We start from the raw sequence: 26,960 nt of genomic DNA on the forward strand, positions 1-26,960 counted from the left end.
CCTCAACTACCTTAACAGCAAATACCCCAACAATAGGAACAGGAACATGGTCAATCATATCTGGTGTTGGAGGTTCATTTAGTTTAAACACCAATCCTGCAGCAACCTTCACCGGAACACTCGGAACAACATATGTATTGAGATGGACAATCGCCAATGCACCTTGTACCAGTAGTACAGATGATGTAACAATTACTTTTAATAATAACCCAACAACTTCAAATGCAGGAGCTGATCAAACGAATCTTTGTGGAGTAACCTCAACCGCACTTGCAGCAAACGCACCAACAAATGGCACAGGAACATGGACAATCATAAGTGGAGTGGGAGGAAGTTTTGCGCTTAACACAGATCCAGCTACCACCTTCACAGGAACACTCGGAACTACTTATGTATTAAGATGGACGATTGCGAATGCACCTTGTACAAGCAGTACGGATGATGTAACGATTACCTTCAATAATAATCCAACAACAGCCAATGCAGGAGCTGATCAAACCAATCTTTGTGGAGTAACCAGTACAACACTTGCAGCTAACACACCAACCTTAGGCACAGGAACATGGACCATAATAAGTGGCGTTGGAGGTTCATTTAGTTTAAACACCAATCCGGCAGCTACCTTCACAGGAACACTTGGAACAACTTATGTATTAAGATGGACGATTGCTAATGCACCTTGTACCAGCTCAACGGATGATGTAACAATTACGTTTAATAATAATCCAACCACATCAAATGCTGGAGCAGATCAAACGAACCTTTGTGGTGTAACAAGTACCACACTTGCAGCAAATACCCCTACGGTAGGAACCGGAACTTGGTCAATCATATCAGGAGCGGGAGGAAGCTTTGCACTTAATACAGATCCTGCAACAACCTTCACTGGCACACTCGGAACTACTTATGTATTGAGATGGACAATTGCCAATGCACCTTGTACTAGCAGCACAGATGATGTAACAATTACATTTAATAATAATCCAACCACATCAAATGCAGGAAGTGATCAAATAATTTGCGGAAACTCAGCAACTATGGCTGCTAACAATGCAGTAATAGGAATTGGTACGTGGACAGTTATAACTGGAACAGGAGCATTTACTGCGATTAATTCTCCGTTATCATCTGTAAGTGGTTTGTCACTAGGAGTAAACACATTTCGCTGGACAATTTCTAATGCTCCTTGCATAGATAGTTTTGATGATATCGAAGTTACAGTCACAGCGACACCCGCATTAGCAAATGCGGGTGCTGATCAAATCAATCTCTGTGGAATCAACTCAACTTTCCTTACAGGAAATACGCCTTTGATTGGAAGTGGGATTTGGTCGATTGTCAGTGGTGCAGGAGGCAGTTTTAGTTTGAATTCTGATCCAACAGCAATATTTACAGGAACTCTTGGAATCACGTATGTTTTGAGATGGACAATTAGTAATCCTCCATGTTCAGATAGTTTTGATGATGTTACAATCACGTTTAATGAAAATCCAACAGTAGCTAATGCAGGTATTGATCAAACGATCTGCAGCCCGACTGCAACACTAGCAGCGAACACTCCAGTAGTTGGAACCGGATCATGGACAGTAACAGCCGGAACAGGAGTAGTAACTACACCAAGTTCACCAACAAGTGGTGTGACCGGATTAAGTACTGGTGTAAATACATTTGTTTGGACGATCACCAACGGAACATGTACACCAAGCACAGATGCTATCACTATCAATGTTGATCAGTTACCAACGACATCCAATGCAGGAATCGATCAAACGATTTGTAGCCCAACAGCAACACTAGCAGCAAATACACCAGCAATCGGAACCGGAGCATGGAGCGTAACAGCAGGAACAGGAGTAGTAACTACACCGAGTTCACCGACAAGCGGTGTGACCGGATTAAGTACCGGAGTAAATACTTTCACATGGACCATTACCAATGGAACATGTACACCAAGTACCGATGCGATTACTATTAATGTTGATCAATTACCAACTACATCCAATGCAGGCATCGATCAAACTATTTGTAGCCCAACAGCAACACTTGCCGCCAATACTCCAACAGTAGGAACCGGAGCTTGGACAGTAACAGCTGGAACAGGAGTAGTAACTACACCAAGTTCACCAACAAGTGGTGTGACAGGCTTAACAACAGGAGTAAATACATTTGTTTGGACCATTACCAATGGAACATGTACACCAAGTACCGATGCGATTACTATTAATGTTGATCAATTACCAACGACATCCAATGCAGGCATCGATCAAACGATTTGTAGCCCAACAGCAACACTAGCAGCAAATACACCAGCAATCGGAACCGGAGCTTGGACCGTAACAGCAGGAACAGGAGTAGTAACTACACCGAGTTCACCGACAAGCGGCGTAACCGGTTTAACAACAGGCGTAAATACATTTGTATGGACTATCACCAACGGAACATGTACTCCAAGTGCTGATGCAATCACCATCAATGTTGACCAATTACCAACTACATCCAATGCAGGTATAGATCAAACTATTTGTAGTCCAACAGCAACACTTGCAGCGAATACACCAACAGTAGGAACGGGAGCATGGACAGTAACAGCCGGAACAGGAGTAGTAACTACACCAAGTTCACCAACAAGTGGTGTGACAGGATTAACAACAGGTGTAAATACATTTGTTTGGACAATTACCAATGGAACATGTACACCAAGTACCGATGCGATTACTATTAATGTTGATCAATTACCAACGACATCCAATGCAGGCATCGATCAAACTATTTGTAGCCCAACAGCAACACTTGCCGCCAATACTCCAACAATCGGAACCGGAGCATGGACCGTAACAGCAGGAACAGGAGTAGTAACTACACCGAGTTCACCGACAAGCGGTGTGACCGGATTAAGTACCGGAGTAAATACTTTCACATGGACCATTACCAATGGAACATGTACACCAAGTACCGATGCGATTACTATTAATGTTGATCAATTACCAACAGCATCCAATGCAGGTATCGATCAAACTATTTGTAGCCCAACAGCAACATTAGCAGCAAACACTCCAACAGTAGGAACGGGAGCATGGACAGTAACAGCCGGAACAGGAGTAGTAACTACACCGAGTTCACCGACAAGTGGTGTGACAGGATTAACAACAGGTGTAAATACATTTGTTTGGACAATTACTAACGGAACTTGTACACCAAGTACCGATGCGATTACTATTAATGTTGATCAATTACCAACAGCATCCAATGCAGGTATCGATCAAACTATTTGTAGCCCAACAGCAACATTAGCAGCAAACACTCCGGTAATCGGAACCGGCGCATGGACGGTAACTGCAGGAACTGCAACTGTAACTGATCCATTAGATCCAAACTCAGGAGTGACAGGCTTAACAACTGGGGTAAATACTTTCACATGGACCATTACCAACGGAACATGTACACCAAGCACAGATGCTATCACTATCAATGTTGATCAGTTACCAACGACATCCAATGCAGGAATCGATCAAACGATTTGTAGCCCAACAGCAACACTAGCAGCAAATACACCAGCAATCGGAACCGGAGCATGGACCGTAACAGCAGGAACAGGAGTAGTAACTACACCGAGTTCACCGACAAGCGGTGTGACCGGATTAAGTACCGGAGTAAATACTTTCACATGGACCATTACCAATGGAACATGTACACCAAGTACCGATGCGATTACTATTAATGTTGATCAATTACCAACTACATCCAATGCAGGCATCGATCAAACTATTTGTAGCCCAACAGCAACACTTGCCGCCAATACTCCAACAGTAGGAACCGGAGCTTGGACAGTAACAGCAGGAACAGGAGTAGTAACTACACCGAGTTCACCGACAAGCGGTGTGACCGGATTAAGTACCGGAGTAAATACTTTCACATGGACCATTACCAATGGAACATGTACACCAAGTACCGATGCGATTACTATTAATGTTGATCAATTACCAACTACATCCAATGCAGGCATCGATCAAACTATTTGTAGCCCAACAGCAACACTTGCCGCCAATACTCCAACAGTAGGAACCGGAGCTTGGACCGTAACAGCAGGAACAGGAGTAGTAACTACACCAAGTTCACCAACAAGTGGTGTGACAGGCTTAACAACAGGAGTAAATACATTTGTTTGGACCATTACTAACGGAACTTGTACACCAAGCACAGATGCGATCACTATCAATGTTGATCAGTTACCAACGACATCCAATGCAGGAATCGATCAAACGATTTGTAGCCCAACAGCAACACTAGCAGCAAATACACCAGCAATCGGAACCGGAGCTTGGACCGTAACAGCAGGAACAGGAGTAGTAACTACACCGAGTTCACCGACAAGCGGCGTAACCGGTTTAACAACAGGCGTAAATACATTTGTATGGACTATCACCAACGGAACATGTACTCCAAGTGCTGATGCAATCACCATCAATGTTGACCAATTACCAACTACATCCAATGCAGGTATAGATCAAACTATTTGTAGTCCAACAGCAACACTTGCAGCGAATACACCAACAGTAGGAACCGGAACATGGACCGTAACTGCCGGAACAGGAGTAGTAACTACACCGAGTTCACCGACAAGTGGCGTAACCGGTTTAACAACAGGCGTAAATACATTTGTTTGGACTATCACAAACGGAACATGTACACCAAGTACCGATGCGATTACTATCAATGTTGATCAATTACCAACTACATCCAATGCAGGTATAGATCAAACTATTTGTAGTCCAACAGCAACTCTTGCAGCGAATACACCAACAGTAGGAACCGGAACATGGACCGTAACTGCCGGAACAGGAGTAGTAACTGCACCAAGTTCACCAACAAGTGGTGTGACAGGCTTAACAACAGGAGTAAATACATTTGTTTGGACCATTACTAACGGAACTTGTACACCAAGCACAGATGCGATCACTATCAATGTTGATCAGTTACCAACGACATCCAATGCAGGAATCGATCAAACGATTTGTAGCCCAACAGCAACACTAGCAGCAAATACACCAGCAATCGGAACCGGAGCTTGGACCGTAACCGCAGGAACTGCAACCGTAACTGATCCATTAGATCCAAACTCAGGAGTAACTGGCTTAACAACAGGGGTAAATACTTTCACATGGACAATTACCAATGGAACATGTACACCAAGTACCGATGCGATTACTATTAATGTTGATCAATTACCAACGACATCCAATGCAGGCATCGATCAAACTATTTGTAGCCCAACAGCAACACTTGCCGCCAATACTCCAACAATAGGAACCGGAGCTTGGACAGTAACAGCAGGAACAGGAGTAGTAACTACACCGAGTTCACCCACAAGTGGTGTGACAGGATTAACAACAGGAGTAAACACTTTCACATGGACTATCACAAACGGAACATGTACTCCAAGTGCTGATGCGATCACTATCAATGTTGATCAATTGCCGACGGTAGCGGATGCAGGCATCGATCAAACTATCTGCTCACCAACAGCAACATTGGCAGCCAACACACCAGCAGTAGGAGCCGGCGCATGGACAGTAACTGCAGGAACTGCAACCGTAACTGATCCATTAGATCCGGAACTCAGGAGTGACAGGCTTAACAACAGGCGTAAATACATTTGTTTGGACAATTACAAACGGAACTTGTACTCCAAGCACAGATGCGATAACTATAAATGTTGATCAATTACCAACAGTAGCAGATGCCGGCATCGATCAAACTATCTGCTCACCAACAGCAACATTAGCAGCGAACACACCAGCCATAGGAACCGGCGCATGGACAGTAACTGCAGGAACTGCAACCGTAACTGATCCATTAGATCCAAACTCAGGAGTAACAGGCTTAACAACAGGGGTAAATACTTTCACATGGACAATTACTAACGGAACTTGCACACCAAGCACAGATGCAATCACTATCAATGTTGATCAGTTACCAACAGTAGCAGATGCCGGCATCGATCAAACTATCTGCTCACCAACAGCAACATTAGCAGCGAACACACCAGCAATTGGAACCGGCGCATGGACAGTAACTGCAGGAACTGCAACCGTAACTGATCCATTAGATCCAAACTCAGGAGTAACTGGCTTAACAACAGGGGTAAATACTTTCACATGGACAATTACCAATGGAACATGTACACCAAGTACCGATGCGATTACTATTAATGTTGATCAATTGCCGACGGTAGCGGATGCAGGCATCGATCAAACTATCTGCTCACCAACAGCAACATTAGCAGCAAACACTCCAACAGTAGGAACGGGAGCATGGACAGTAACAGCCGGAACAGGAGTAGTAACTACACCAAGTTCACCAACAAGTGGTGTGACAGGATTAACAACAGGTGTAAATACATTTGTTTGGACAATTACCAATGGAACATGTACACCAAGTACCGATGCGATTACTATTAATGTTGATCAATTACCAACGACATCCAATGCAGGCATCGATCAAACTATTTGTAGCCCAACAGCAACACTTGCCGCCAATACTCCAACAATCGGAACCGGAGCATGGACCGTAACAGCAGGAACAGGAGTAGTAACTACACCGAGTTCACCGACAAGCGGTGTGACCGGATTAAGTACCGGAGTAAATACTTTCACATGGACCATTACCAATGGAACATGTACACCAAGTACCGATGCGATTACTATTAATGTTGATCAATTACCAACTACATCCAATGCAGGCATCGATCAAACGATTTGTAGCCCAACAGCAACACTTGCCGCCAATACTCCAACAGTAGGAACCGGAGCTTGGACAGTAACAGCTGGAACAGGAGTAGTAACTACACCAAGTTCACCAACAAGTGGTGTGACAGGCTTAACAACAGGAGTAAATACATTTGTTTGGACCATTACTAACGGAACTTGTACACCAAGTACAGATGCGATAACTATTAATGTTGATCAATTACCAACAGCATCCAATGCAGGTATCGATCAAACTATTTGTAGCCCAACAGCAACATTAGCAGCAAACACTCCAACAGTAGGAACGGGAGCATGGACAGTAACAGCCGGAACAGGAGTAGTAACTACACCAAGTTCACCAACAAGTGGTGTGACAGGATTAACAACAGGTGTAAATACATTTGTTTGGACAATTACTAACGGAACTTGTACACCAAGTACCGATGCGATTACTATTAATGTTGATCAATTACCAACAGCATCCAATGCAGGTATCGATCAAACTATTTGTAGCCCAACAGCAACATTAGCAGCAAACACTCCGGTAATCGGAACCGGCGCATGGACGGTAACTGCAGGAACTGCAACTGTAACTGATCCATTAGATCCAAACTCAGGAGTGACAGGCTTAACAACTGGGGTAAATACTTTCACATGGACCATTACCAACGGAACATGTACACCAAGCACAGATGCTATCACTATCAATGTTGATCAGTTACCAACGACATCCAATGCAGGAATCGATCAAACGATTTGTAGCCCAACAGCAACACTAGCAGCAAATACACCAGCAATCGGAACCGGAGCATGGACCGTAACAGCAGGAACAGGAGTAGTAACTACACCGAGTTCACCGACAAGCGGTGTGACCGGATTAAGTACCGGAGTAAATACTTTCACATGGACCATTACCAATGGAACATGTACACCAAGTACCGATGCGATTACTATTAATGTTGATCAATTACCAACTACATCCAATGCAGGCATCGATCAAACTATTTGTAGCCCAACAGCAACACTTGCCGCCAATACTCCAACAGTAGGAACCGGAGCTTGGACAGTAACAGCTGGAACAGGAGTAGTAACTACACCAAGTTCACCAACAAGTGGTGTGACAGGCTTAACAACAGGAGTAAATACATTTGTTTGGACCATTACTAACGGAACTTGTACACCAAGCACAGATGCGATCACTATCAATGTTGATCAGTTACCAACGACATCCAATGCAGGAATCGATCAAACTATTTGCAGCCCAACTGCAACATTAGCAGCAAACACACCAACGGTAGGAACCGGCGCATGGACAGTAACTGCAGGAACTGCAACCGTAACTGATCCATTAGATCCAAACTCAGGAGTAACAGGCTTAACAACAGGGGTAAATACCTTCACATGGACAATTACCAATGGAACATGTACACCAAGTACCGATGCGATTACTATTAATGTTGATCAATTACCAACGACATCCAATGCAGGCATCGATCAAACAATTTGTTCACCAACAGCAACACTAGCAGCCAATACACCAACCGTAGGAATCGGAGCTTGGACCGTAACTGCAGGAACAGGAGTAGTAACTGCACCGAGTTCACCAACAAGTGGTGTGACCGGATTAAGTACTGGCGTAAATACATTTGTTTGGACCATTACCAACGGAACATGTACACCAAGTGCAGATGCGATAACTATAAATGTTGACCAATTACCGACGGTAGCGGATGCAGGAATCGATCAAACAATCTGTAGTCCAACAGCAACATTAGCAGCCAACACACCAGCAATAGGAACCGGAGCTTGGACCGTAACAGCAGGAACTGCAACTGTAACTGATCCATTAGATCCAAACTCAGGAGTAACCGGATTAACAACAGGAGTAAACACATTTGTTTGGACAATTACCAACGGAACTTGTACACCAAGTACAGATGCAATCACTATAAATGTTGATCAGTTACCAACTGTAGCAGATGCAGGAATCGATCAAACTATCTGCTCACCAACAGCAACATTAGCAGCCAATACTCCAACAGTAGGAACCGGAGCTTGGACAGTAACAGCAGGAACAGGAGTAGTATCTACACCAAGTTCACCAACAAGTGGTGTGACAGGCTTAACAACAGGAGTAAATACATTTGTTTGGACCATTACTAACGGAACTTGTACACCAAGTACCGATGCGATTACTATTAATGTTGATCAATTACCAACTACATCCAATGCAGGCATCGATCAAACTATTTGTAGCCCAACAGCAACACTTGCCGCCAATACTCCAACAATAGGAACCGGAGCTTGGACCGTAACAGCAGGAACAGGAGTAGTAACTACACCGAGTTCACCCACAAGTGGTGTGACAGGATTAACAACAGGAGTAAACACTTTCACATGGACCATTACCAACGGAACATGTACACCAAGCACAGATGCTATCACTATCAATGTTGATCAGTTACCAACGACATCCAATGCAGGAATCGATCAAACGATTTGTAGCCCAACAGCAACACTAGCAGCAAATACACCAGCAATCGGAACCGGAGCATGGACCGTAACAGCAGGAACAGGAGTAGTAACTACACCGAGTTCACCGACAAGCGGTGTGACCGGATTAAGTACCGGAGTAAATACTTTCACATGGACCATTACCAATGGAACATGTACTCCAAGTGCTGATGCGATCACTATCAATGTAGATCAATTACCAACTACATCCAATGCAGGTATTGATCAAACGATCTGCAGCCCGACTGCAACACTAGCAGCGAACACTCCAGTAGTTGGAACCGGATCATGGACAGTAACAGCTGGAACAGGAGTAGTAACTACACCAAGTTCACCAACAAGTGGTGTGACCGGATTAAGTACTGGTGTAAATACATTTGTTTGGACGATCACCAACGGAACATGTACACCAAGCACAGATGCAATCACTATCAATGTTGATCAATTACCAACAGTAGCAGATGCAGGCATCGATCAAACTATCTGCTCACCAACAGCAACATTAGCAGCCAACACACCAGCAATAGGAACCGGAGCTTGGACCGTAACAGCAGGAACTGCAACTGTAACTGATCCATTAGATCCAAACTCAGGAGTAACTGGCTTAACAACAGGGGTAAATACTTTCACATGGACAATTACCAACGGAACATGTACTCCAAGTGCTGATGCGATCACTATCAATGTTGATCAGTTACCAACAGTAGCAGATGCAGGCATCGATCAAACTATCTGCTCACCAACAGCAACATTAGCAGCGAACACACCAGCAGTAGGAACCGGCGCATGGACGGTAACTGTAGGAACTGCAACCGTAACTGATCCACTAGATCCAAACTCAGGAGTAACCGGATTAACAACAGGCGTAAATACATTTGTTTGGACCATTACTAATGGAACTTGTACTCCAAGCACAGATGCGATTACTATCAATGTTGATCAATTACCAACAGTAGCAGATGCAGGTATCGATCAAACGATCTGTAGTCCAACAGCAACATTAGCAGCGAACACTCCAACAGTAGGAACCGGAGCATGGACCGTAACTGCAGGAACAGCAACCGTAACAGATCCACTTGATCCAAACTCAGGAGTAACCGGATTAACAACAGGCGTAAATACATTTGTTTGGACCATTACTAATGGAACTTGTACTCCAAGCACAGATGCGATTACTATCAATGTTGACCAATTACCGACGGTAGCGGATGCAGGAATCGATCAAACTATCTGCTCACCAACAGCAACATTAGCAGCCAACACTCCAACAGTAGGAACCGGAGCATGGACAGTAACCGCAGGAACAGCCACAGTAACAGATCCGCTTGATCCGAACTCAGGAGTAACCGGATTAACAACAGGTGTAAACACTTTCACTTGGACTATTACCAACGGAACATGTACTCCAAGTGCAGATGCGATAACTATAAATGTTGACCAATTACCGACGGTAGCGGATGCAGGTATCGATCAAACAATCTGTAGTCCAACCGCAACACTTGCAGCCAACACTCCGGTAATCGGAACCGGCGCATGGACGGTAACTGCAGGAACTGCAACTGTAACTGATCCATTAGATCCAAACTCAGGAGTGACAGGCTTAACAACTGGGGTAAATACTTTCACATGGACTATCACAAACGGAACATGTACTCCAAGTGCTGATGCGATCACTATCAATGTTGATCAATTACCAACAGTAGCGGATGCAGGTATCGATCAAACAATCTGTAGTCCAACAGCAACATTAGCAGCCAACACACCAGCAATAGGAACCGGAGCTTGGACCGTAACAGCAGGAACTGCAACTGTAACAGATCCGCTTGATCCGAACTCAGGAGTAACCGGATTAACAACAGGTGTAAACACTTTCACTTGGACTATTACCAACGGAACATGTACTCCAAGTGCTGATGCGATCACTATAAATGTTGATCAATTACCAACAGTAGCAGATGCCGGCATCGATCAAACGATTTGTAGCCCAACAGCAACACTTGCAGCCAACACTCCGGTAATCGGAACCGGAACATGGACCGTAACCGCAGGAACTGCAACCGTAACTGATCCACTAGATCCAAACTCAGGAGTAACCGGATTAACAACAGGTGTAAACACATTTGTTTGGACGATTACTAATGGAACTTGTACACCAAGTACTGATGCGATTACTATAAATGTTGATCAGTTACCAACAGTAGCAGATGCCGGCATCGATCAAACTATCTGCTCACCAACAGCAACATTAGCAGCCAACACACCAGCAATAGGAACCGGAGCTTGGACCGTAACAGCAGGAACTGCAACTGTAACTGATCCATTAGATCCAAACTCAGGAGTGACAGGCTTAACAACTGGGGTAAATACTTTCACATGGACTATCACAAACGGAACATGTACTCCAAGTGCTGATGCGATCACTATCAATGTTGATCAGTTACCAACAGTAGCAGATGCAGGCATCGATCAAACTATCTGCTCACCAACAGCAACATTAGCAGCCAACACACCAGCAGTAGGAACCGGAGCATGGACCGTAACCGCAGGAACTGCAACAGTAACTGATCCATTAGATCCGAACTCAGGAGTGACAGGCTTAACAACAGGCGTAAATACATTTGTTTGGACCATTACTAATGGAACTTGTACTCCAAGCACAGATGCGATTACTATCAATGTTGACCAATTACCAACAGTAGCGGATGCAGGTATCGATCAAACTATCTGCTCACCAACAGCAACATTAGCAGCCAACACACCAGCAGTAGGAACCGGAGCATGGACCGTAACCGCAGGAACTGCAACAGTAACTGATCCATTAGATCCGAACTCAGGAGTGACAGGCTTAACAACAGGCGTAAATACATTTGTTTGGACCATTACTAATGGAACTTGTACTCCAAGCACAGATGCGATTACTATCAATGTTGACCAATTACCAACAGTAGCGGATGCAGGTATCGATCAAACAATCTGTAGTCCAACAGCAACATTAGCAGCCAACACTCCGGTAATTGGAACAGGAGCATGGACAGTAACCGCCGGAACAGCAACAGTAACAGATCCATTTGATCCTAACTCAGGCGTAACAGGATTAACAACCGGCGTAAATACCTTCACTTGGACCATTACCAACGGAACATGTACACCAAGTGCAGATGCGATCACTATCAATGTTGATCAATTACCAACAGTAGCAGATGCAGGCATCGATCAAACTATTTGTAGCCCAACCGCAACACTTGCTGCAAATACACCTGCAATCGGCACAGGAGCATGGACGGTAACCGCAGGAATAGCAACTGTAACAGATCCACTAGATCCAAACTCAGGAGTAACCGGCTTAACAACAGGTGTAAATACATTTGTTTGGACCATTACTAATGGAACTTGTACTCCAAGCACAGATGCGATTACTATCAATGTTGATCAATTACCAACAGTAGCGGATGCAGGCATCGATCAAACTATCTGCTCACCAACAGCAACATTAGCAGCGAACACACCAGCCATAGGAACCGGAGCTTGGACAGTAACCGCAGGAACAGCGACTGTAACAGATCCACTAGATCCAAACTCAGGAGTAACAGGCTTAACAACAGGTGTAAATACACTTGTTTGGACGATTACCAACGGAACTTGTACCCCAAGCACAGATGCGATCACTATCAATGTTGATCAGTTACCAACAACATCCAATGCAGGAATCGATCAAACTATCTGCTCACCAACAGCAACATTAGCAGCCAACACACCAGCAATAGGAACCGGAGCTTGGACCGTAACAGCAGGAACTGCAACTGTAACTGATCCATTAGATCCAAACTCAGGTGTGACAGGATTAACAACAGGAGTAAACACTTTCACATGGACCATTACCAACGGAACATGTACACCAAGCACAGATGCGATCACTATCAATGTTGACCAATTACCAACAGTAGCGGATGCAGGAATCGATCAAACTATCTGCAGCCCAACTGCAACATTAGCAGCAAACACACCAGCAATAGGAACCGGCGCATGGACGGTAACTGCAGGAACTGCAACCGTAACTGATCCACTAGATCCAAACTCAGGAGTAACCGGATTAACAACAGGTGTAAATACATTTGTTTGGACAATTACAAACGGAACTTGTACTCCAAGCACAGATGCGATTACTATAAATGTTGATCAATTACCAACAGTAGCAGATGCAGGTATCGATCAAACGATCTGTAGTCCAACAGCAACATTAGCAGCCAACACACCAGCAGTAGGAACCGGCGCATGGACGGTAACTGCAGGAACTGCAACTGTAACTGATCCATTAGATCCAAACTCAGGAGTGACAGGATTAACAACAGGAGTAAACACTTTCACATGGACTATCACAAACGGAACATGTACTCCAAGTGCTGATGCGATCACTATCAATGTTGATCAATTGCCGACGGTAGCGGATGCAGGCATCGATCAAACTATCTGCTCACCAACAGCAACATTGGCAGCCAACACACCAGCAGTAGGAGCCGGCGCATGGACAGTAACTGCAGGAACTGCAACCGTAACTGATCCATTAGATCCGAACTCAGGAGTGACAGGCTTAACAACAGGCGTAAATACATTTGTTTGGACAATTACAAACGGAACTTGTACTCCAAGCACAGATGCGATAACTATAAATGTTGATCAATTACCAACAGTAGCAGATGCCGGCATCGATCAAACTATCTGCTCACCAACAGCAACATTAGCAGCGAACACACCAGCCATAGGAACCGGCGCATGGACAGTAACTGCAGGAACTGCAACCGTAACTGATCCACTAGATCCAAACTCAGGAGTAACCGGATTAACAACAGGCGTAAATACATTTGTTTGGACCATTACTAATGGAACTTGTACTCCAAGCACAGATGCGATTACTATCAATGTTGACCAATTACCAACAGTAGCGGATGCAGGTATCGATCAAACAATCTGTAGTCCAACAGCAACATTAGCAGCCAACACACCAGCAATAGGAACCGGAGCTTGGACCGTAACCGCAGGAACTGCAACTGTAACTGATCCATTAGATCCAAACTCAGGAGTGACAGGCTTAACAACAGGGGTAAATACTTTCACATGGACTATCACAAACGGAACATGTACTCCAAGTGCTGATGCGATCACTATCAATGTTGATCAGTTACCAACAGTAGCAGATGCAGGCATCGATCAAACTATTTGTAGCCCAACAGCAACACTTGCCGCCAATACTCCAACAATAGGAACCGGAGCTTGGACCGTAACAGCAGGAACAGGAGTAGTAACTACACCGAGTTCACCCACAAGTGGTGTGACAGGATTAACAACAGGCGTAAATACTTTCACATGGACCATTACCAACGGAACTTGTACACCAAGCACAGATGCGATTACTATCAATGTTGATCAGTTACCAACAGTAGCGGATGCAGGAATCGATCAAACTATCTGCTCACCAACAGCAACATTAGCAGCAAACACTCCAACAGTAGGAACCGGCGCATGGACGGTAACTGCAGGAACTGCAACCGTAACTGATCCACTAGATCCAAACTCAGGAGTAACCGGATTAACAACAGGTGTAAATACATTTGTTTGGACAATTACAAACGGAACTTGTACTCCAAGCACAGATGCGATTACTATAAATGTTGATCAATTACCAACAGTAGCAGATGCAGGTATCGATCAAACGATCTGTAGTCCAACAGCAACATTAGCAGCGAACACTCCAACAGTAGGAACCGGAGCATGGACCGTAACTGCAGGAACAGCAACCGTAACAGATCCACTTGATCCAAACTCAGGAGTAACCGGATTAACAACAGGCGTAAATACATTTGTTTGGACCATTACTAACGGAACTTGTACTCCAAGTGCTGATGCGATTACTATCAATGTTGACCAATTACCGACGGTAGCGGATGCAGGAATCGATCAAACTATCTGTAGCCCAACAGCAACATTAGCAGCCAACACTCCAACAGTAGGAACCGGAGCATGGACAGTAACCGCAGGAACAGCCACAGTAACAGATCCGCTTGATCCAAACTCAGGAGTAACAGGATTAACAACTGGAGTAAACACTTTCACTTGGACTATTACCAACGGAACTTGTACTCCAAGTGCTGATGCTATCACCATCAATGTTGACCAATTACCAACAACAGCAATTGCCGGAGTAGACCAAACGTTATGTAACACAACAAATGCGGTGCTTGCCGCTAATACAGCTGTTTTTGGAACAGGTGCTTGGACAGTAATCTCAGGAACTGGAAATGTAAGCAATGCAGCATCCCCAACTTCTGGTGTGACAGGATTGTCTTTAGGAATAAATGAGTTTGTTTGGACAATTACCAATGGTACCTGTACACCATCTGCTGATACGATAGCAATTACAATATTGGATAATACAAGTATTGCGAATGCAGGAATTGATCAAAATATTTGTGGTAGCACCGCAACTTTAGCCGCAACTGCAGCGGTAGTTGGAACAGGAACTTGGACAGTAATTTCAGGATCCGCAATCTTTGCTAACGCAAATGATCCGGCAACTTCAATTTCGGGAATAGCAGTTGGGGTAAATGTGTATCAATGGACAATTGATAATCTACCTTGCTCTTCCACATCCGACCAAATAATCGTTAATAGTAATTGTGCACCAATTGCTATCGATGATAGTTACAACACAAATGAAGATGTTATCTTAAACGGATCAACTGTTCTAGTAAACGATTCAGATCCAGATGGTGGCGTACTTACAGTGAACACAACACCTGTTACAAATGTGACAAATGGTACGCTCCTTTTAAATGCAAATGGAACGTTTACCTACACACCAAATGCCGGATTTAATGGTGTAGATACCTTTGTGTATACCATTTGCGATGACGGTACTCCGGTGTTATGTTCGAATGCTACTGTAACCATTACAGTTGGTGCTGTTAATGATGCACCTGTTGCAATTGACGATGCCTATTCCACAAACGAAGATGTTGTGCTAAATGGCTCCACAGTTTTAGTAAATGATTCGGATCCGGAAGGAGATGTATTGACAGTAAACACCACTCCTTTAGTTAATGTGACCAATGGTATTCTGGTGTTGAACTCAGATGGTACATTTACTTATACACCCAACTTAAATTTTACAGGAATAGATACATTTACATATGAAGTATGCGATAATGGAATTCCGGTATTGTGCGACAATGCAGTTGTTACAATTACTGTTAGCGCCATAAACGATGCACCACTCGCAGTGGATGATAATGCAACTACCCCGGAAGATGTGGTGTTAAATGGAACTACAGTTCTTTCCAATGATACAGATCCAGAGGGCGGAATCCTTACAGTAAACACAGTTCCTTTAGTAAACGTAAGCAACGGTATTCTGGTATTGAATGCCAACGGTACCTATACCTATACCCCAAATCCAAACTTTAATGGAACCGACAGTTTCACCTACCAAGTTTGTGATAATGGAGTGCCTATCGAATGCAGCTCAGCCATTGTAACCATTACTGTTACTCCGGTGAATGATAATCCGATTGCAATTGATGATGCGTATTCAACAAACGAAGATGTAGTATTAAACGGCAGCACAGTTTTAGTAAACGATACTGATACGGAAGGGGATGTGCTTTCGGTAAATACAACTCCTGTAGTCAATGTAGTAAATGGAATTCTAATCCTTAACAGCGACGGAACCTTTACTTACACGCCAAATCCGAATTTTGTAGGAATAGATTCTTTTGTTTATCAGGTGTGTGATAACGGTACTCCTGTTTTATGCGACAATGCTACAGTAGTAATAACAATAAATTCAGTAAACGACGGACCTATAGCTATCGATGATAATGCAACTGTTGCCGAAGATGCTGTTTTAATTGGTGCAAGCGTTCTTGCTAACGATACCGATCCGGATGGAAATTTATTAAGTGTTAATACTACTCCATTCGTGAATGTTACAAATGGTGTATTGGTTTTAAATAGCAATGGAACTTATACCTATACTCCAAATGCAAACTTTAATGGCATTGATTCATTTACCTACATTGTATGTGATGATGGTGTACCAAGCTTATGTGATACCGCCGTTGTAACTATTACAGTTACCCAAGTTAATGATTTACCACTTGCTGTAAATGATACTTATACCACAAATGAAGATGTTACTGTAAATGGCTCTACAGTGTTGGTGAATGATTCAGATCCAGAAAATGGAATTCTAACGGTTAATACAACACCAATTACGAATGTGAGCAGTGGAGTGTTGGTATTAAATAGTGATGGTACTTTTACCTATACACCTAATGCAAATTTCAACGGCACCGATAGCTTTGTTTATCAAGTATGCGATGATGGAACACCAATACAATGCGCTCAAGCAACTGTTACAATTACGGTAACACCGGTTAACGATGCACCAATTGCTGTGGATGATGTAGCAACGGTTGCCGAAGATGGGGTGTTAAATGGTGCTACTGTGCTCGTAAACGATAGCGATCCGGAAGGCGACGTATTAACGGTTAATACCACACCATTTGTAAATGTTAGTAATGGTGTATTGGTATTAAACAGCAACGGTACTTACACGTATACACCAAACACAAACTTTAATGGTATTGATTCTTTCACCTACGTTGTTTGTGATAACGGAATTCCAAGTTTATGCGATACTGCAATCGTAACTATTACGGTAACTCAAATTAATGACTTGCCAATAGCACTTGATGATGCATATTCCACAAACGAAGATGTTGTGCTTAATGCTTCTACTGTTTTAGTTAACGATACTGATCCGGAAGCTGGAATTTTAACTGTGAATACAACACCGGTAACCAATGTTACAAATGGCGTGCTCGTGTTGAACTCAGATGGAACATTTACCTATACACCTAATTTAAACTTTAATGGTATTGATAGCTTTGTTTATTCTGTTTGTGACGACGGAACTCCTGTTCAATGCAGTAATGCTACTGTTACAATTACTGTTAATTCAGTGAACGATGGACCAATTGCAATCGATGACAATGCAAATACATTAGAAGGTGTTACACTAAACGGAACCACCGTATTGATTAACGACACCGATCCGGATGGAAACAATTTAACTGTAAACACAACTCCATTCGTGAACGTTACAAATGGTTCGCTTACTCTTAATGCCAATGGAACTTATACCTATATTCCAAATCCATTATTCAACGGTATCGATACCTTCACATATATTGTATGTGATGATGGTGTTCCGAGTTTATGCGATACAGCGGTGGTTACCATTGCTGTTGGTGCTGTTAACAATGCTCCAATTGCAATTGATGATGCTTATTCAACAAATGAGGATGTCGTACTTAATGGTACAAGTGTGTTGCTAAATGATTCTGATCCTGAAAATGATGCATTAACGGTAAATACCACACCATTTGTGAATGTTACAAACGGGGTGTTAGTATTAAATAGCGATGGAACATTTACGTACACTCCAAATGCAAACTTCAACGGTATTGATTCTTTTGTGTATACTGTTTGTGATGACGGAATACCTGTTCAATGTTCGCAAGCTACCGTTACCATTACCGTTACACCTGTAAACGATGCTCCCCTTGCGGTGGATGATGTTGCATCTGTAAATGAAGATGGAATATTAAATGGAACTACTGTACTTATTAACGATAGCGATATCGAAGGTGATGTATTAACTGTAAATACAACTCCGGTTACTGCTCCAACAAATGGTGTTTTGGTACTAAATGCAAATGGAACTTATACCTACACTCCTAATGCAAACTTTAATGGAACAGATACTTTCTCTTACGAAGTATGCGATAACGGAATACCATCAGAATGTGATACAGCATTAGTAACCATTACAGTTAACCCTGTGAATGATTCACCTGTAGCTATTGACGACGCCTATTCAACAAATGAAGATGTAACATTAAATGGTTCGACTGTTTTAGTAAATGATTCTGATCCTGAAGCCGGAATCTTAACCGTAAACACCACTCCTTTTGTAAATGTTACCAACGGTGTATTGATATTAAATAGTGATGGAACTTTTACCTACACGCCAAATGCAAACTTTAACGGAATCGATAGTTTTGTATACACGGTATGTGATAACGGTACACCTGTTTTATGCGCAATTGCTACGGTAACAATAACTGTTAATGCCATTAACGATGCGCCACTTGCAGTGGATGATAACTACTCGGTTTCTGAAGACAATGTACTGAACGGAACAACAGTTCTTGCCAATGATACTGATCCGGAAGGAGATGCGCTTACAGTAAATACAACTCCAATCGTTGCTCCTGTGAGCGGTATTTTGGTGTTGAATAGTAATGGAACATTTACCTATACACCCAATCCAAACTTCAACGGTACAGATAGTTTTGTATACCAAGTGTGTGACAATGGAAGCCCTGTGGAATGCTCCAACGCAACTGTATTTATTACAGTTACTCCGGTAAACGATACACCTCTTGCTTTAGATGATTCTTATTCAACACCAGAAGATGTAACACTAAACGGTACAACAGTTTTAATTAACGATACCGACCCCGAAGGAGGAATTTTAACAGTAAACACTACACCACTGACCAATACAACAAATGGTGTATTAGTGCTAAATGCAAACGGTACATTTACATATACTCCAAATCCTAATTTTAATGGTATCGATTTCTTTGTATACCAAGTATGCGATAACGGAACACCGGTTGAATGTACTTCCGCGACTGTAACCATTACCGTTACACCAACCAATGATGCACCAATTGCCGTTGATGACAACTACATTATTCCGGAAGACAATGTTTTAAACGGAACGAGTGTTTTAGCTAATGATACAGATCCTGAAGGCAATAATTTAAGTGTGAATACAACACCTGTAGTTGCTCCGGTGAGTGGCGTGTTGGTGTTAAATTCAGATGGAACATTCACTTACACACCAAATGCAAACTTTAATGGTAGCGATAGCTTTGTGTATCAAGTGTGTGATGATGGAACTCCGGTTGAATGCTCACTTGCAACTGTGTTTATTACAGTTACTCCAGTTAATGATGCACCACTTGCCGTGGATGACAATGCATCTACAACCGAAGATGTAGTGCTGAATGGTGCAAGCGTATTATTAAATGATTCAGATCCCGAGAACGATGCACTTACTGTAAATACCACACCGGTAGTAGCACCTGTGAGTGGAGTATTGGTATTAAATGCAAATGGAACGTATACCTATACGCCAAACTTGAACTTTAATGGAAACGATAGTTTTGTGTATTCAGTTTGCGATAATGGAATACCAAGTCTTTGCGCACAAGCAACAGTATTTATTACAGTGAATCCTGTAAACGATGTTCCGATTGCAAATGATGATGTGTATTCTACTGCAGAAGACAATATCTTAAATGGAGCATCTGTTTTAACAAACGATACAGATCCTGAAAATGGAAATCTAACGGTAAATACAACACCTGTAACGAATGTTACGAATGGTGTATTGGTATTGAATAGTGATGGAACATTTACCTACACGCCAAACCTAAACTTTAACGGTATTGATTTCTTTGTTTACGATGTGTGCGATGATGGTACTCCGGTTCAATGCACCCAAGCTACTGTTACAATAACCGTAACTCCGGTGAACGACAACCCTGTTGCCATCGACGACAATGCAAATACACTCGAAGGTGTTACCTTAAACGGAACCACAGTACTTGCGAATGATTCTGATCCGGAAGGAGATGTATTAACTGTAAATACATCTCCATTAGTCAACGTTTCAAATGGTACACTTACGCTAAACAGTAATGGAAATTATATTTACACACCTAATCCATTATTTAACGGCTTCGATACATTTACTTATGTGGTTTGCGACAATGGCATTCCAAGCCTTTGCGATACTGCAGTAGTAACGATTTCTGTTGGCTCTGTTAACGATGCACCAATTGCTGTAAATGATACTTACACAACCAACGAAGATGTAGTATTGAACGGCACCAGTGTATTGCTTAACGATTCAGATCCCGAAAATGATATTCTAACTGTAAATACAACACCGGTGGTGAATGTAGCTAATGGGGTATTGGTGCTTAACGCAGATGGAACCTTTACGTATACACCAAATGCGAATTTTAATGGTACAGATAGTTTTGTGTATTCGGTATGTGATAATGGAATACCTGTTCAATGTAGTTCTGCTTTAGTTACTATTACAGTTACACCTATTAACGACAATCCGCTTGCAATAGATGATGTGGCTACTGTGGCCGAAGATGGCGTATTAAACGGAGCAAGTGTTTTACTCAATGATTCTGATCCGGAAGGAGATGTATTAACAGTAAACACCACACCATTTGTAGCACCACTTAGCGGTATACTTATCCTAAATGCAAATGGAACATACACCTACACACCAAACGCAAACTTTACAGGCATCGATTCATTTACCTACGTAGTGTGCGATAACGGCACACCTTCGGAATGCGATACTGCTGTTGTAACGATTACAGTTACTCCGGTTAATGATGCACCAATTGCGGTGGATGATGTGTATTCCACAAACGAGGATGTGGTGTTAAATGGCTCAACAATTCTGGTAAATGACAGTGATCCCGAAAACGATGTCCTTACCGTAAACACAACGCCAATTGTTAATGTGGTGAACGGAACATTGATTTTAAATGCCAACGGTACATTTACCTATACGCCAAATGCAAATTTCACAGGAATCGATTTCTTCATTTATTCTGTATGCGACAATGGTATCCCATCTCAATGCAGTCAAGCAACTGTTACGATCAATGTTGATCCAATCAACGATGCACCAATTGCAGTGGATGACAATGCAACAACACCTGAGGACGTTGTGCTCAACGGTGCAAGTGTGTTACTAAATGATGCAGATCCAGAAAACGATGCACTTACAGTTACAACCACTCCTGTAATCGCTCCGGTTAATGGTGTACTAGTATTGAATGCAAATGGAACCTACACCTATACTCCAAATGCAAACTTTAACGGGTCAGACAGCTTTGTGTATCAAGTATGCGATAACGGAACTCCGGTTGAATGTTCTACTGCAACAGTGTTCATTACAATAACTCCAGTAAACGATGCACCAATTGCTGTTGACGATAATGCAAGCACAACCGAAGATGTTGTATTAAATGGTACAACTGTACTTGCGAATGACAATGATCCTGAAGGTGGAATACTAACCGTTAACACCACTCCGGTAGTTGCGCCAATTAGCGGTATATTGGTGTTGAATGCAAACGGCACTTACACCTATACTCCAAATCTAAACTTTAATGGTACCGATAGTTTTGTGTATTCAGTTTGTGATAATGGAATTCCAACACAGTGCGCGCAAGCCACCGTATTTATTACCGTTAATCCGGTGAACGATACGCCAGTTGCAGGCGATGATGTGTATACAATTGCTGAAGACAATGTGCTGAATGGTTCAACCGTGCTGGCAAACGATGCCGATCCTGAAAATGGTGTTCTCACGGTAAACACTACGCCAATTACAAACGTAACCAACGGTACCCTTGTGCTCAACAGTGATGGAACATTCACCTACACGCCAAATTTAAATTTCAATGGTGTCGATTTCTTTGTGTACACAGTTTGTGATGATGGCGTACCTATCGAATGCACCCAGGCAACTGTTACCATTACCGTAACGCCTGTTAACGATGCTCCAATTGCGATTGACGATAATGCAAATACACTCGAGGGTATAACCTTAAATGGAACTACTGTATTGGCAAATGACAGTGATCCTGAAAATGATGTGCTTACCGTTAATACAACACCTCTTGTGAATGTAAGCAATGGAACACTTACATTAAACGGCAACGGAACATATACATACATTCCAAATCCGCTGTTCAATGGTTTCGATACCTTCACTTATGTGGTGTGTGACAATGGAGTTCCAAGCATCTGTGACACAGCCATTGTTACTATAGCTGTCGGTGCTGTAAACAATGCACCAATTGCAGTTAACGACGTGTACACAACTCCGGAAGATATTGTATTAAATGGAAATGTATTAACCAATGATTCGGATCCTGAAAATGATTCCTTATTTGTTAATACAACCCCGGTTGTGAATGTGGCAAATGGTGTATTGATTTTGAATGTTGATGGAACATTTACCTACACGCCAAATGCCAACTATGTTGGAAGTGATAGTTTTGTTTACACAGTCTGCGATAACGGAAGCCCGGTTCAGTGCAGTTCGGCTCTTGTAACAATTACAGTAAGTGCGGTTAACGATGCTCCTCTTGCTGTTGACGATAATGCAACCATTACAGAGGATGCCGTGCTCAACGGAACAAGCGTTTTACTCAATGATTCAGATCCTGAAAATGATGTATTGACTGTGAGCACAACTCCATTTATAAACGTAGCAAATGGTACACTTTTATTAAATGCGAACGGTACGTATACGTATACGCCAAACTTAAATTTCTTTGGTGTTGATTCATTTACTTACGTGGTGTGCGACAATGGAATTCCATCCTTGTGCGATACTGCGGTAGTTACAATTACGGTTACTCCAATTAACGATGCGCCTTTCGCAGTGAACGATACAGTTACTGTTGTGGAAGATAACATTCTTAACGCAGCTTCGGTATTGTTAAATGATACAGACGTGGAGAACGATAATCTTACGGTTAACACCACTCCGGTAATTAATGTGCTAAACGGAACACTGCTCTTAAATAGCAATGGAACTTTCACTTACACACCAAATCCAAATTTCTTTGGAAATGATTTCTTTGTTTACTCAGTGTGTGACGATGGTGTGCCTTCACAATGTTCTCAAGCAACTGTATTCATTACGGTTACTCCGGTTAACGATGCTCCGGTTGCACTAGATGATAATGCAAGCGTTCCTGAAGATGGTGTCTTAAACTCACCTACGGTATTAACGAATGATTCGGATCCTGAAAATGGAATCCTTACAGTTAACACAACTCCACTTGTAAACGTAACTAATGGAACACTTGTATTAAATGCAAATGGTACTTACACCTATACTCCAAATGCAAATTTCAACGGCTCCGATACATTCACTTATATAGTGTGCGACAATGGAACACCAAGCGAATGCGACACTGCAGTGGTTACCATTACCGTTACTCCGGTAAATGATGCACCACTTGCTGTTGACGATAATTACTCCACCGGCTTTGGTGTTACACTTAACGCTACAACTGTTCTTGTGAACGATTCTGATATTGATGGAATAACATTAACTGTAAATACCATTCCAGCTGTTAATCCGGTAAGTGGTGTGCTTACTTTAAATTCAAATGGAACATTTACCTACATTCCAAATCCAGGATTTAGCGGCATCGATAGTTTTGTATATACCGTTTGTGATGGCGGAACACCTGATGAGTGTGCCAACGCAACTGTGTTTATTACAGTTGGAAATAATACCGCTCCTATTGCACTTAACGATACGTTCTCAGTTGCTGAAGACAACACGCTTAGCATTGCAGCTTCAGGTGTGCTAATCAATGATTCAGATTTAGATAACAACGCCTTGACAGTTGTTAATTTTGATCCAATCAGCGTGAATGGCGGAACTGTAGTGGTGAATGCAAATGGTTCTTTCACATACACGCCATTCCTCAATTTTAATGGTTCAGACAGCTTTACTTATGTGATAAGTGATGGATTTGGAGGAACTGATACAGCAAGCGTAATTATAACGGTTACTCCTGTAAACGATGCACCAATTGCACTTGATGATGTTGTTTCCGGAAGTGGTGGAGCAGTTAACGGTAATGTATTGCCAAACGACAGCGATATCGAAAATGATTCACTTATTGTAAATACTACACCAGTTGTCAATGTGAGCAATGGAACACTTGTGTTGAACGCCGATGGTTCATTTACCTACACGCCAAACCCAGGATTTACAGGTATCGATACATTTACTTATGCCGTGTGTGACGATGGAATTCCTTCAGAGTGTGATTCGGCTATTGTAGTTATTACCATCAATAACGTTGCACCTGTAGCGGTGGATGATGCTTATACTACTCCATCCGGTACAACACTTAATGGAACGTCAGTGTTAGCGAATGATACCGATGCCAATGGCGGAACATTAACAGCAAGCTTATTAACTACAACCGCAAATGGTGTTTTAATTTTCAATTCAGATGGCACATTCACCTATACCCCAACTGTTGGATTTGTAGGAAATGATACACTTGTGTATGTGGTTTGCGACGGCGGAGCTCCTGCACTTTGTGATACCGGTATTGCGGTAATTACGGTTGAAAATGCAGCTCCAATTGCAGTTACCGATACCTATAATACTCCTTATGCAACAGTATTAAACGGCACTACAGTGTTGGTTAATGATGTGGATGTTAACGGTGATCCACTAAGTATTTCGGTGCAGCAAACACCTTCAAACGGTTTGTTCACAATGAGTCCGAACGGCACATTCACTTACACGCCAAATGCAGGCTTCAGTGGAACCGATACGTTGATTTATCAAATCTGTGATAATGCTGCTACACCGCTTTGCGATACAGCAATCGTATTCTTGATTGTTGGTAATGCAAGCCCAATTGCGGTTGACGATAATTACTCAACTCCATTCCAAACAGTATTAAACGGCACTACAATATTGGTAAATGACACCGATCCAAACGGTGATACATTAACCGTTAGTGTGCTCTTAACTACTACAAATGGTGTACTCACAATGAACACAGATGGAACATTCACCTATACTCCGGCTAACGGTTTCTCCGGTAATGATACGTTCACCTACGTAATATGTGATGCTAACAATGCTTGCGACACAGCTGTTGTAACGATAAGTGTTGGTAATGCAACCCCAATCGCGGTTAACGATACGTATTCTACTCCATTCCAAACTGTATTGAATGCAGCAACAGTATTGGCTAATGATAGCGATCCAAATGGTGATCCATTAACAGTGACAGTAATCGCTACTACAACAAATGGTACGCTTACTATGAATGCCAATGGAACATTTACCTACACACCAAATAATGGCTTCGCAGGAGTGGATACATTTAGCTACACCATTTGTGATCCTAACAACGCTTGCGATACTGCAGTTGTTACAATTACGGTAGGAAATGCAACGCCAATTGCTGTTAACGATACCTATACAACTCCTTTCCAAACGGTGTTGAATGCAAGCACCGTGTTGGCAAACGATAGCGATCCAAATGGTGATACCTTAACCGTTGCTGTTATCAATAACACCACCAACGGTACGCTGGTAATGAACGCGAACGGAACCTTTACCTACACACCAAACAATGGATTTACGGGTGTGGATACATTTACCTATTCGATTTGCGACCCTAATGGTGCATGCGATACAGCGGTGGTTACCATTACAGTAGGAAATGCCTTCCCAATCGCAGTGAACGATACTTATTCCACTCCGTTCCAAACGGTATTAAACGGAACAAGTGTTTTGGCAAATGATACTGATCCGAACGGTGATCCGTTAACAGTTACAGTTATTGCAAACACTACCAATGGAATTTTGGTAATGAATGCTAATGGAACATTTACCTACACTCCTGCAACCGGATTTACAGGAACCGATACATTCACTTACACGATCTGTGATCCAAACGGTGCTTGTGATAC

Annotated in this window: 2 protein-coding genes (both running past the window's edge); both read left to right on the top strand. The window is 42.6% G+C overall.

Translation table 11 applies throughout. The features are described from left to right. On the top strand, positions 1 to 5,717 hold the end of the coding sequence (locus IPP32_04285) for a hypothetical protein (protein ID MBL0047300.1). It extends 13,951 nt beyond the left edge of the window; the window shows 5,717 of its 19,668 coding nt (coding positions 13,952-19,668); its start codon lies beyond the left edge, outside the window; the stop codon is at positions 5,715 to 5,717. Continuing rightward, on the top strand, positions 5,623 to 26,960 hold the 5' portion of the coding sequence (locus IPP32_04290; protein MBL0047301.1) for a tandem-95 repeat protein. The gene runs 1,717 nt beyond the window's last position; 21,338 of the gene's 23,055 nt are visible here — the first part of the coding sequence; the start codon lies at positions 5,623 to 5,625; its stop codon lies beyond the right edge, outside the window. Before IPP32_04285 ends, IPP32_04290 begins: the two co-directional genes overlap by 95 nt.

The sequence above is a fragment of the Bacteroidota bacterium genome, assembly GCA_016721765.1.
Lineage (GTDB): Bacteria > Bacteroidota > Bacteroidia > UBA4408 > UBA4408 > UBA4408.